Genomic DNA, 12200 nt, shown 5'->3' with positions numbered 1-12200 from the left:
AGGCAAGTTCACTGCCTTGTTTTCTTCGGTGTCCCAACTAAGGTACCGGTGGGTTTTGATAGCATGATTTGGGGTGGGGCGAGTGCGTTTCCTGGCAGCTGCGGTGATCGCAATCCTGATGAGCGGGGAGGGGGCAGCCGCGTGTCCTCTCAATGACACGCTGAAGCTCTGCGTGTTGAACGGTCAAAACCTGGCTGCCCTGCACAGCGGCATCAATCGAGGCGATTGGACCGTCGACACGCCTTCTCCTCTCGTCAGTCCGATCTCTCAGCCTCGAACCGGCCGCGAGCTCTATACCATGTCGAGCGGGCTGAAGTTCGCCCTGTATTATCAGGAATACCGAAGCCTCTTCTCTGCCACCTGCGAGCTCGATTATTTCGGCGCCCTGGCGGCGGATCGTTCGGAGGACTTGCGGTGTTCAAGCGCCGAATTCGAAGCCTTCGAAGCGGGCCTCTCGGCAGCCTCGGTGGGTTCGGTAACGACGGAGCGCAAGGAAAGCGGCACCGCCTATCTGATAGAGGGCCAGAACACCTGGATGAAAGTCGTCGTCGTCGGCAAGCGGAACGACGTCTTGAACAGCTGGGTCGAGACGTCGGTCCTTACGCGGCGGTAGGACGGCCGGTGGATGTGGAAAGCCCGGCGTTTTCCGCCATCTCGCGGCGGTGCGCGAACCCGCCGGTCGCCCGCGACCGGCTGTTGATCACCTCCTGATGCGCCAAATCGAGGCTGCGAATTTCGTTCGCGGCTATTTCGTCGCCACGTCGTGCGATGCCCGATGCGTCTCGATCTCTCCCAGATGGTCCACCACCCACATCGCAAGCTGCAGCAGCGGCGGGGCGAGCGAATGACCGAGATCGGTCAGGCCGTATTCGACCTGCGGCGGTATTGTCGGAAAGACCGTGCGCGTCACCATTCCGTCGCGTTCCAGCGCCTTCAGGGTGCGCGTCAGCATCTGCTGGGAAATCCCGCCGATCAGCCGCTTCAGCTCGTTGAAGCGCCGCGGCCGCTCGGCCAGCATCGTGATGGCCATGATCGTCCACTTGTCGCCCATGCGGCCGAGGATCTCGTTGACCTTTCGGCAGCCGGGGTGCGTGCCGGGCTGGTTCGGAGGGGGAGGCATATGCATGTGACCAGGCCTTAAAAATATGCGTTCTTGCAGGATTGGTAGTCAACATAACATATCTGGTCAGCAAAACATACCAGCCTAAGGAGTAGGTCATGACTGACAAGAAAACGATTGCGCTGTTCGGCGCCGGCACGGGCCTCGGCGCTTCGCTCGCTTACCGGTTCGGACGCGAAGGTTATCGGGTCGCGCTCGTTGCGCGCCGCGCCGGGCCGCTCGAGGAACGGGTGGCCGAACTGGCGCAGGCGGGCATCGAGGCGGCGGCATTCCCGGCCGATCTCACCGATCTCGCCGGCATTCCCGCCCTCGTTCGTTCCATCGAGGCACGGTTCGGATCGATCGACGCGGCCGTCTACGCACCGGTGCCGTCCGACGTCAATTTCGTGCCCGCGCTGGAGCTCGATGCCGCCAAGCTGCGATCGATGGCCGATATTTTCACCTTCTCGCCGATCGAAGTGTCGCACGCGGTCTTGCCCGGCATGCTGGCGCGCGGCGACGGCGCAGTCGTCATCGTCGGTGGACTGACGGCCGTGGTCACTATGCCCGGGATGAGCGGTATCGGCCCGCTGATGGCGGCGGCGCGCAATTATGTCTTCACCCTCAACGCCGAGGCGATGCCCAGGGGCGTCTATGCCGGCACGGTGAATATCGGCGCCGTCATCGACCGCTCGGCCGGCCTTCGCGCCATGACATCGAGCGGTGCGGCGCTCGACCCGAGGCTTCCGGTGATCGATCCCGACGCGATCGCCGAGGAAATCTGGAGCCTCGTCACCAGGCGGGACCGGGTCGAAGCGATCCTGCCGCCGTTGCCGCAGGTCTAATCGGGAGAGGGTCATCGAGCCACCGGGTTTGCCCAGAGCTTCCCTTGCTCCGTTATCCTCGGGCTTGACCTGGCTTGACCCGAGGATCCACGTTGGCCTCCATCAGAACCGGGCGTGGATCCCAGGCTCAAGTGTAAAGCCCGGATACATACCTGACAGATGTTCGGAGACATGCCTGACACTCAGTCCGGGCTTTTGAGATCGATTTTTGCGACCTGAGTTGCGCCGAAGAATACGCCGTAGAGACCGTCGTACTGGAGCGGACGGATGGCGAGGCGCTCGGTTTTGAAGGCGTTGGGCACGCGCCAGAATCGCCCCTTGAAGCTGACATAGCCCTTGGTTGTTCCAACGCGGCGCACGATCTCACCGCTGTCATAGACCGGTTCGGGCAGGCGGTCGGGAAAGGGACGCGATGAGGGACGGTAGCGGCTCGCCGGCACGGCCATGTCGATGCCCTGGTGGGGGCGGTGATGGTTGTAGATGTCGCGCCAGCGGTCGAAGGCGTGTTGCGCCTGAGCGTGGCTGGCGAGCGCGGCAAAGTCGAAGACCTCCGCCTTGAGGCTGCGGTGGAAGCGTTCGTTCTTACCGCGGCCCTGAGGGTGGTAGGGCTTGGCATGGATGAGGTCGATGCCGAGCTTGAGCAGCCAGACGCGCAACCTTGTCCATTGGTTGGGCACGCCGGTGCCCCACGGCCTGCCGTTGTCGGTATAGATGGCCATCGGCAGGCCGTGGCGGCGCAGGATCGGCTCCAGCCGGCCGCGAACGGTCAGCATGCGCTCGTCGGCGCAGGCTTCGAGCCCGACGGCGAAGCGGGAATGGTCGTCGATAACCGTTAGAGGATGACACCAGAGACCTGAGACGAGCTGCGTGCGGCCCTTGAAGTCCATCTGCCAGAGCAGGTTGGGCGCCTCGCGCTCGAAGCGGCCGAGCGCTGGCTGGCCGCCCATCTGCGGCCCGATGCGGTCGTGGCGCACCAGGATGGCATGGACGGTGGAGGCAGATGGCGGCGCGGTCCCGAGATCCTGCAGCCGGCGGGCGATCTTGCGCGCCCCCCAGGCCGGATGTTCGTCGCGTATCTCCAGCACCGCGCCCTCGAGGTCGACGGCGGTGCGCCGCGGGCTCGCATGCGGACGGCGGGAGCGGTCCTCCACCGGCTCGCCTGCCCGCAGGCGCTGCAGCCAGACATAGCCTGTCTGCCGGCTGATGCCGAAGCGCTGGCAAAGCGCCGAGACATTCGCACCTTCGAGCCCCGCCAACCGGCAGAATTCCAAACGCTCATCCACAACTGACCTCGACCGCCAAACCATGCCGACCTCCCGAAAAAACATCTCGAGAGTGTCAGGCATGTCTCCGAACATCTGTCAGGTATGTATCCGGGCTTTACATCAAGGCCTGGGATGACGGAGAGTGGGGTAGCGTTTCACCAAATCCGCAGCCGGAGCGGCGCGTGGAGTTCTGGCGTCCACTTGGAAGAGAAGGCTCGATTTCACACGGGCACGAGACCGACAATCAGCGCTTGATCACCCCCCGGCAGATCATTTATCACTACCGTAAATCCAAGCTGCGAAATTTGAATCCCGAGGGATGTCGACGCTCAGTCGGCGTCGCCCTTCGGCGTCGCGCCCCTCAGATCATCGTTGATCCCTGTCCGCCTGAGCCCCTCGTGTTCGATCACATCGGGATCGAGCCGCATCGGCATTGGACGCCCACCCCTTCACAAGGAGAACTGCAATGGACGCCTCGATTGCGCCGGCCTCGCGGGCAGCGGTGGTCAAGCCGAATGACAGTGCGATTGTCGGTGCGCGTGCGCTTTATATCGGCACGGCCGGCGATGTGGCGATTGCGCCGCGGCGGGATATGGATCCTGTTATCTTCAAGAGCGTGCCGGCCGGCACGATCCTGCCGGTTCATGCCGCGATCGTGGCGCTGACCGGGACGACGGCGTCGAATATCGTCGCGCTGTTCTGAGCGTTCAGACGCGGATCCCATGGGCAGACCGAGCAAGTTCAGTCAGGCGCTGGCCGAGAAGATCTGCGATCGCATTGCCGACCGGGAAAGCCTGCGGTCGATCTGCCGCGACGAGGCTATGCCGGCGAAATCCACCGTGCTTTCCTGGTTGGCGGACGAGGACAAGGCGGCGTTTCGGGCGCGTTATGCGCTGGCCCGCGAGATCCTCGCCGACGGCTTCGTCGATGAGCTGGTCGAGATTGCCGACAACAGCAGCGATGACTGGATCGAGAAGAAGAATGCGAGCGGCGAAACCACTGGCTGGCAGGAGAATGGCGAGGCGATAAGGCGCTCGCAGCTGCGCATCGCCACCCGCCAGTGGGTTGCCGAGAAGCTGCGGCCGAAGAAATACGGCGCCAAGATCGAGCCCGAACAGGGTGTCACTGGCGAAGTCTCGCAACTGCTGGAAGATATCAATGGCAAGACGCGCGGACTTCCAAACGGCGGTTGACCGGTTTTCCGACTGGCGCTGGCGGCTGAACAATCTCTACTGGATCACCGACAAGGCGGGCAAACGCGTCCGGTTCGAAATGAACCTGATGCAGATGACCTTTTTCGAGGAGATGCATTATCTCAACGTGCTCCTGAAGGCCCGCCAGCTGGGTCTGACCACTTTCATCCAGATCTTCATGCTCGATGCCTGCGTCTTCAACCGGGACATCAGGGCGGGCACCATCGCCCATACGCTCGGCGACGTGCAGACGATTTTTCGGGACAAGATCAAATATCCCTATGACAATCTGCCGGAAGGCATTCGCAACGCCGTGCCTGTTGTCAGGACCAACCAGACCGAACTGCTGCTCGCCAACAATTCGAGCATCCGCGTTGGCACTTCGCTGCGCTCGGGAACGCTGCAGTACCTTCACATTTCGGAATATGGAAAGCTCTGCGCCAAATATCCCGACAAGGCGCGGGAAGTCCGCACCGGCGCGCTGAATACGGTGCAGGCCGGCCAGCTGGTCTTCGTCGAAAGCACGGCAGAAGGGCAGGAGGGGCATTTTTACTCGCTCTGCGAGGATGCCCAGGTCAAGCACCGCCAGGCGCTAGAGCTGACCGAGCTCGACTTCAAGTTCCATTTCTTCCCCTGGTGGAAGGAGCCGCATTATGCGATCGCGCCCGAGGGCGTCATCATCAGCGACGGTTTCGCCAAATATTTCCGTGAGCTTGCCGAGCAGGGCATCGAACTGACGGAGGGCCAGAAGGCCTGGTACGTCAAGAAGGCCGAGATCCAGCTCGGCGACATGAAGCGCGAATATCCCTCGACGCCGGCCGAAGCCTTCGAAGCGAGCGTCGAAGGCGCCTATTACGCCGATCAGATGGCGGTGGCCGACGCTGAGGAGCGCATCGGGGTTTTCCCGCATGTCGACGGTTATCCCGTCCACACCATCTCCGACATCGGCATGGACGATGCCAACAGCGTCTGGCTGTTCCAGGTGCTGCCCGGCCGGGTGAGGATGATCGGCTATTTCGAGCATACCGGCACCGGCATGGACGGCATGCTCGACGAGCTCGAGCGGCGCGCGGCCGACAATGGCTTTGTCTATGGCGTCCACAACATGCCGCACGACATCAAGGTGCGGGAATGGACGCGCGGCGGCATGACCCGCATCGAAATCATGCTGAAAGAGGTGAGGGCGCGGGGTCTCGGCACGGTGCGCAAGGTCGAGCGCGTCTATGTCCATGACCGCATCAACGGCACCCGGCGCATCCTGGCCAAGGTCGAGTTCGATCAGGCCGGCTGCGCCGACGGCATCAAATGCCTGCGCAACTACCGCAAGGATTGGGACGAGGATCTCGGCGTCTTCCGCGACGAGCCGTTGCACAACTGGGCCTCGCATGGGGCGGATGCTTTCGGCGGTCTCGCCATCATCTTCACCGGCTTGGCGCCGGAACCGCTGAAGCCCGAGCCCAAGCGGCTGCCGACCTTCCAGACGATGACCTTCAACGAATTTGCCGATGCCACCCCCAGATCCAGCGAGCGTGTTTGATGGAAGACGAGATAACGGCTATTGAGGGCGGAGAGCGCTGGGATCCGGCCAAGGTCGGCGCCCATTGGCAGCAGGAGCTCGAGCGCGCGCAGCGCTATTTCAAGTCCTGGGACGACCGCTGCGTCAAGATCGAGAAGATCTATCTCGACCAGCAATCGGACCAGACGAGCGCGGCCAAGCGCCGCTTTCCGATGCTCTGGGCCAATACCGCGGTGCTGCAGCCTGCCGTCTATGCCCGTATGCCGCAGCCGGTCGTCGAGCGCCGCTTCAAGGATGCCGATCCGGTGGCGCGCATCGCCTCCGAGCTCGTCGAGCGCAATCTGGCCTATACCGGCGACGAGGCCGACCTCGATTCGATCATGCGGGCGGTGCGCGACGATTTCCTGCTCTGCGCCCGCGGCACGGTGTGGCTGCGCTACGAGGCTGATTTCGAGCCGCTCGACATGGGTGTCCAGCCCTCGGATCCGGCTGCGGATGGCGCGTCCGGCGAGATGGGCGGCCCGTCGCTGGAGGCGATTGCCGACGAGCGCGTCTGCATCGATTACGTCCACTGGTCGGATTTCCTGCATTCGCCGGCGCGCCGCTGGAAGGATGTCACCTGGGTGGCGCGGCGCGTGCCGATGACCGACGAGGAGTTGGAAAAACGCTTCGGCCGTGAGGCGATGGCCTCCGGGGCGGCGCAAGCGGCGGCGAGCGGCAAGGGCGCCAGCCAGGCCGAGCGGGCCGAGAACGAAGGCAAGACCCATGTCTGGGAAATCTGGTGCAAGGGCGAGAACTATACCGTCTGGATCGCCGAGGGATCGCCCGTGGCGCTCGAAGTCTCCGAGCCGCCGCTGGAACTGACGCATTTCTGGCCTTGTCCGCGCCCGGCCTATGGCACGGTCTCGACCAGCTCCCTGATCCCGGTTCCCGATTACGTCTATTACCAGCAGCAATGCGACGAGATCGATCTGCTGACCAAGCGCATCAACAAGCTGACCGATCAGCTGCGGCTGAAGGTGTTCTATCCCTCCGGCGACGGCGCGATCTCGCCGGCGATCGAGAAGGCGATGCGGCCTGAAAACGACATGGTGATGGTGCCGATCCCGGAATGGGCGGCTTTCACCGACAAGGGCGGCTCGAAGGCGGTGGTGACGCTGCCGATCGACGAGGTGCAGAAGGTCATCGTCGCCTGCATGGCGGCGCGCAAGCAGCTGATCGAGGATGTCTACCAGATCACCGGCATATCCGACATCGTGCGTGGCGATACCCAGGCGTCGGAGACGGCGACGGCGCAGCGGATCAAGAGCCAGTGGGGCTCGATTCGCATTCGCGACCGCCAGGCCGAACTGGCCCGCTTTGCCCGCGATATCATCCGCCTTGCCGGCGAAATCATCTGCGATCAGTTCCAGCCGGAAACGCTGATGCTCGTCAGCGGCATCAAGCTGCCGACGATGGCTCAGAAGCAGCAGGTCGAAATGCAGATGCAGCAGATGCAGATGGCGGCGCAGCAGATGGGCCAGCCGACCCAGTCGTCCCCCGAAATGGCGCCGCCCGAATTGCCGCCGCAGCTGCAGCAGATGATGGGGCAGCCGACGATCGACGAGGTGGTGCAGCTCCTGCGCAACGACAGCATTCGCGGTTTCCAGATCGAGATCGAGACGGATTCGACGATCGAGCCCGACGAGGACGCCGAAAAGCAGCGCCGCATGGAATTCGTCCAGATGGTCGGCGGCTTCATGCAGCAGGCCGGCGCGATGGCGCAGCAGAGCCCGATGCTGGTGCCTGTTATGGTCGAAACACTGCTCTTTGCCGCCCGCGGCTTCCGCGCCGGCCGTCAGCTCGAGAGCATGCTGGAGCAGGTGGGAGGCCAGCTCTCCCAGGCGGCGAGCGCGCCAAAACCGGAGCCGCAGCCTTCGCCCGGCGAGATACTCAAGCTGAAGACGGCTGAAGTGAAGGCGGGCGCCGAGCAGCGCAAGGCCGAGCTCGGCGTGGCGCAGGCCGAGATCGAGCATCGCGCCGCCGTCGAACAGGCGCGCGGTGAAATGGCGGCGCAGGCTTTGCAGCAGATCCCGCAGCGGTTCCAGGCTGAACCGGCCTATCGATAGTTTCGAGGATCAGAGATGAGAGAACGTTATTGCCGCGTCTGCTGCGGCTGGCACGCACTCGACAGGTGGCCGCACAACTGCCTGCCGGCGCAGACCCTGGCCCGGTCGGATCTGCCGGCGCCGCATTTCGTCAGCGACAGCATCGAGATCCAGTCGATGCATGACGGCCGGCATTACACCTCGAAGGCCAAGCTGCGTTCCGCTTACCGGGCAGCCGGGGTGGTCGAGATCGGCAATGAGAAGCCGCAGCCGATCGAAAAACCCAAAGCGGACCGGAAGGCGATCCGCAACGAATTGCGGCGGGTCTACGCCGAATACAACGCCTGACGCATGTCGCCCGGAAGTGTGCAGCGGTTCCGGGACAACGACATGCACAAAGGCTTAAACGGGCATCAATCCCCGAAATAGGAACTTTCCCCATGGATATGGAAGACTTCAACGAGGCCGGCAACGGCAGCGACGATTTTGATGCGTCCGGCGAGAAGCCGGTCAGCATCCGCGACAGCCTGAAGGCGGCGATCGACACCGTCGAAGGCACAGGACCGGAGGATATCCCGGCCCGGCCGCGCGACGGCGAAAACGGCCGCTTCCTCGCCAAGGGGCAGGAGCAGGCCGCCGCCCAGCAGACGCCGCAGGCGCAGAGCCGGGAGCAGGGCGGCGAACAGACGGCCGCCATCGCCAACCGGGTTCCGCCCGGTTGGTCGGCGGAGGCCAAGGCGCAGTTCGCAAGCCTGCCGAACGAGGTGCAGGCGGCGATCGCCAAGCGGGAGCAGGAGGTCGATCGCGGCTTCCGCGTGCTGCAGGACTACAAGGGGCTCGAGGAGTTCACCCCGATCGTCCGCCGGGCCGGCATGACCCATGCCGATGTCATGCGCCGGGCGATCGACTGGGAAAACGCCCTGATCCGCGATCCCGTCAACACCGTCCTCCACGTCGCCAAGGTGGCCGGGGTCAATCTTCACGCCCTGGTCAACGGGCAGACGGGAGAGGCCCTGCAGCGCCAGCAGGCAGGGCGTGAGCTCCAGCGCCAGACCGGGCCGGTCAATGTCGAGGCCACGGTCGAACATGTTTTGCGCAAGAGGGACACCGAAACTCAAGTCGATGCCTTTCTTTCCGATCCGGCCAATGCGCATGCCGAAGACGTTCTCGACGACATGGTCGCCCTCATCAATGCGGGGCGGGCATCGACACTTCAGGACGCCTACGACGCCGCATGCTGGATGCGTCCGGACATTCGCCAGCAGTTGATCAGCCAGACTGCGCCGGCTCCCGTCCACCAACAGCATGCCCAGAGGGCCGCAGCGGCAGATCAAGCCCGCCGCGCCTCGCGATCCATCTCTGGCTCCTCCGCGCCGGGCCCGACCCGCGATGCGGCAAGAGGCCAGCCCACCTCTATCCGCGAACTCGCTGCGCGACGCCATGCGTTTTTCGCGCGGCCAAGTCTGAAAAAAGGAATGATCGATGCCCATCTCGCCGAACCTCTCTGAAATCGTCACCACGACGCTGCGCAACCGCAGCGGCACGGTCGCCGACGACGTGACGAAGAACAACGGTCTTCTCACCCGTCTGAACAGCCGCGGCCGCAAGAAGCCCGTCTCCGGCGGCCGCACCATCGTCCAGGAACTGCAGTACCAGGAGAACAGCACCTTCAAGCGCTATTCGGGCTACGACATCTTGAACGTGCAGCCCTCCGACGTCATCACCGCCGCCGAATACGACCTGAAGCAGGCCGCGGTCGCCGTCTCCATGTCCGGCCTCGAACAGCTGCAGAACTCCGGCGAGGATGCGATCCTCGACCTGCTCGAGCAGCGCATCGAGAATGCCGAAACGACGCTGAAGAACAACATCGCGCTCGACTGCTATTCCGACGGCACGGCCGATGGCGGCCGGCAGATCGGCGGCCTGCAGCTGTTGATCTCGACCTCGCCGACCTCGGGCACGGTCGGCGGCATCTCGCGCGCCACCTGGGGTTTCTGGCGTAACCAGAAATTCTCCGCCTCGGCCGATGGCGGCGCGGCGGCCACCAACGCCAACATCCAGAGCTACATGAACCGGCTCTATATGTCCTGCGTGCGCGGTTCCGATGCGCCCGATCTCGTCGTCGCCGATAATAACTTCTTCCGCCTCTACTGGGAATCGCTGCAGGCGATCCAGCGCATCACCTCGGCCGACAAGGGCATGGCCGGCTTCCAGTCGCTGCAATATATGGGCGCCGACGTGATCTTCGACGGCGGCTTCGGCGGCGGCGCGCCTGCCAACCAGATGTTCTTCCTCAACACCAAATACCTGTTCTACCGCCCGCATCGCGACCGCGACATGGCCCCGATCGGCGAGGAACGCATGAACACCAATCAGGATGCCTTCGTGCAGCTGATGGGCTTTGCCGGCAACCTCACCATGAACAACGCCTTCCTGCAGGGCGTGCTGTTCGCCTGATCGAACGAAAGGAACAAGCAAATGTCGATCGCAACCATCCAGTCCGATCGTCTTGGCGCGAACCCGTTCGTCGTCGAAGGCCCGATCGTTTCCGGCTCCGGTATTCCCGGGCCGAACTTCGCCCTCGGCGCGGTCGCCGGCGGCGATCGTGAATCCGAATGGGTCTATTGCCAGCTGGTGCTGGCCGCGCAGACGACCCTTCAGCCCGGTCAGTGGTTCCAGTGGACCAGGGATTGTGTCGCTTCGCTGCTGACCACGGCGGGCGCCGTCGTCGGCCAGCGCTGCGGCGTCTTTTCCGGTGCCGCCCAGCCGCCGACGCTGACCGGCGGCCCGCTCAGTGCCATCACCCTTGCCGCCGGCACCTATTATCTCTGGCTGCAGCGCAACGGCCAGGCGCCGTCGCAGGTGGCGAGCGCAACGGCGGCTCTCGTCGTTGCCGAAACCACCACGACCGCAGGCCAGGCGAGCGCCCCGGCCTCGGCAACCGTCGGCACCAAGGCGATCGCCAACGTCAACTTCGCCGCCGCCAACCAGACGTTTACGGCCAACACCGTCAACGGCTCCAGCCTGCTGACCGGTCTCGCCGGCCTCAGCGCCGGTTCCGGCCCGTTCATCGGCGCGGCCGTTTCCGGCACGGGTATATCGGGCGGCACGACGATCGCCGGCATCACCTACAGCCCGAACGGCGTCGTCCAGAGCATCACGCTCTCGGCCAATGCGACGACCAACGGCACCGGCGTCACCATCACGGCGACAGGCGTGCTCGAGGCGACGCTGATGCGGCCGTTTCTGTCGAAGGTGAACTAACGCCAAAGAAATCAGCGGGCGTTTCGGCGCCCGCCATGGCTACTTTCAACGCTTGCAAACTTCTCTTCCGTCATGCTCGGGCTTGTCCCGAGCATCTGCTGCCGGTCGATGCGTAGCAGATCCTCGGCACAAGGCCTGGGATGACGAGGAGGGGATGCTGCCCCCGCCCATTCCTCATCTCCCCGCCATCAACAGCGAGACCAGCACATGCCCGACAACACCGGAATCTACGCCTCCTTCAGCCTCGAGCCGGTCGAACAGACCTTTCTGACCGAGAAAGAAGGCCGGCCGATTTTTGCCGACAAGGAATTCGTCCGCATCTTCATATCAGGCGACAAGCACACCGAGGTCTATCGCGAGGTGACCGACAACGACAGGCTCCGCTTCGCCGACGCCTATAAGCGCTTCAAGGAGGGAGCTGCTGCCCGCGAGCAGCTGACCGGCACGCCGCTTTCGCAATGGCCCTATCTGAAACCCAGCCAGATCAAGGAGCTGGAGGCGGTCAATATCTACACCGTCGAGCAGCTGGCGGCGCTTTCCGACACCGCCAAGCAAAAGATCGGCATGGGCGCCAACGAGCTCACCGCCGCCGCCCGCGCCTATCTCGCCACCGCCGAAAACTCCAACGCGGCCTCCGCCTTTGCCGCCGAAAACGAACGGCTGAAGGACGAGGTGAGCCGCCTGCAAGCGCAGATGAAGGAGATGGCCGCGCGGTTCGAGGCGCTCGAAAGCGAAAGCGGCAGCAAGTCCCGCGGTCGGTAAGCAGCCTGAAGAAGGCCTGACGCTTGCCGCCCCCTCATCCGCCCTACGGGCACCGACCGGGGTTGAGCCACGGGTCTCAACCCGTCCTTCGGACCCCCGCTGGGGAGAAGAGGGAATCGAGACCTCGCGGCATAACCCCTTCGCCCCAGCGGGGAGAAGGTGCCGGCAG

Annotated in this window: 11 protein-coding genes and 2 pseudogenes; 11 read left to right on the top strand and 2 right to left on the bottom strand. The window is 64.0% G+C overall.

Annotated elements, in window-relative coordinates; translation table 11 throughout:
* Positions 1-82 precede the first annotated feature (82 nt).
* Entirely contained in the window at positions 83-613 is a 531-nt protein-coding gene (locus tag MHI61_RS17930; protein WP_239789935.1) for a hypothetical protein, read from the top strand.
* 132 nt (positions 614-745) lie between these two features.
* Here MHI61_RS17930 and MHI61_RS17925 read toward each other — a convergent pair whose 3' ends face one another.
* Positions 746-1126 (bottom strand): winged helix-turn-helix transcriptional regulator, encoded by a 381-nt coding sequence (locus tag MHI61_RS17925; protein ID WP_239789934.1) that lies wholly within the window; start codon positions 1124-1126, stop codon positions 746-748.
* A 92-nt stretch (positions 1127-1218) separates the two neighbouring features.
* Here MHI61_RS17925 and MHI61_RS17920 point away from each other — a divergent pair, with 92 nt between their 5' ends.
* Positions 1219-1944: an SDR family NAD(P)-dependent oxidoreductase gene (locus MHI61_RS17920; protein ID WP_239789933.1), complete on the top strand. Its 726-nt coding sequence runs from the start codon at positions 1219-1221 to the stop codon at positions 1942-1944.
* A 102-nt stretch (positions 1945-2046) separates the two neighbouring features.
* Here MHI61_RS17920 and MHI61_RS17915 read toward each other — a convergent pair.
* Positions 2047-3251 (bottom strand): annotated as a pseudogene (locus tag MHI61_RS17915) (IS481 family transposase).
* A gap of 424 nt (positions 3252-3675) precedes the next feature.
* On the opposite strand from MHI61_RS17915, the gene MHI61_RS17910 reads away from it, so the two are divergent.
* The 9 genes and pseudogenes from MHI61_RS17910 (at position 3676) to MHI61_RS17870 (ending at position 12031) form a co-directional block, all read left to right on the top strand.
* On the top strand, positions 3676-3912 hold the full coding sequence (locus MHI61_RS17910) for a hypothetical protein (RefSeq protein ID WP_239789932.1): 237 nt from the start codon (positions 3676-3678) through the stop codon (positions 3910-3912).
* Between the two features lie 19 nt (positions 3913-3931).
* Positions 3932-4402 carry a terminase small subunit protein gene (locus MHI61_RS17905; protein WP_239789931.1) on the top strand — a complete coding sequence of 157 codons (471 nt, stop codon included), beginning with the start codon at positions 3932-3934 and terminating at the stop codon, positions 4400-4402.
* Positions 4368-5939, top strand: a complete 1572-nt coding sequence (locus MHI61_RS17900; RefSeq protein ID WP_239789930.1) for a terminase — start codon at positions 4368-4370, stop codon at positions 5937-5939. The genes MHI61_RS17905 and MHI61_RS17900 overlap by 35 nt, the downstream gene beginning before the upstream one ends.
* A complete protein-coding gene (locus tag MHI61_RS17895) occupies positions 5939-8026 on the top strand; it encodes a hypothetical protein (RefSeq protein WP_239789929.1) in 2088 nt (695 codons plus the stop codon). The genes MHI61_RS17900 and MHI61_RS17895 overlap by 1 nt, the downstream gene beginning before the upstream one ends.
* Before the next feature lie 15 nt (positions 8027-8041).
* The gene (locus MHI61_RS17890) at positions 8042-8353 is read left to right on the top strand and encodes a hypothetical protein (protein WP_239789928.1); all 312 of its coding nucleotides are present in this window, start codon (positions 8042-8044) and stop codon (positions 8351-8353) included.
* 92 nt (positions 8354-8445) lie between these two features.
* Positions 8446-9472 (top strand): annotated as a pseudogene (locus tag MHI61_RS17885) (hypothetical protein).
* A gap of 15 nt (positions 9473-9487) precedes the next feature.
* The gene (locus tag MHI61_RS17880) at positions 9488-10462 is read left to right on the top strand and encodes a phage major capsid protein (RefSeq protein ID WP_239789927.1); all 975 of its coding nucleotides are present in this window, start codon (positions 9488-9490) and stop codon (positions 10460-10462) included.
* Positions 10463-10483: 21 nt separating this feature from the next.
* The gene (locus tag MHI61_RS17875; protein ID WP_239789926.1) at positions 10484-11269 is read left to right on the top strand and encodes a hypothetical protein; all 786 of its coding nucleotides are present in this window, start codon (positions 10484-10486) and stop codon (positions 11267-11269) included.
* 207 nt (positions 11270-11476) lie between these two features.
* Entirely contained in the window at positions 11477-12031 is a 555-nt protein-coding gene (locus MHI61_RS17870) for a hypothetical protein (protein WP_239789925.1), read from the top strand.
* Positions 12032-12200 lie beyond the last annotated feature (169 nt).

Source organism: Rhizobium sp. K102 (genome assembly GCF_022385315.1).
Taxonomy (GTDB): domain Bacteria; phylum Pseudomonadota; class Alphaproteobacteria; order Rhizobiales; family Rhizobiaceae; genus Rhizobium; species Rhizobium croatiense.
Note: the sequence above shows the minus strand (reverse complement) of the source record. Positions and strands in the feature narration are given on the sequence as shown.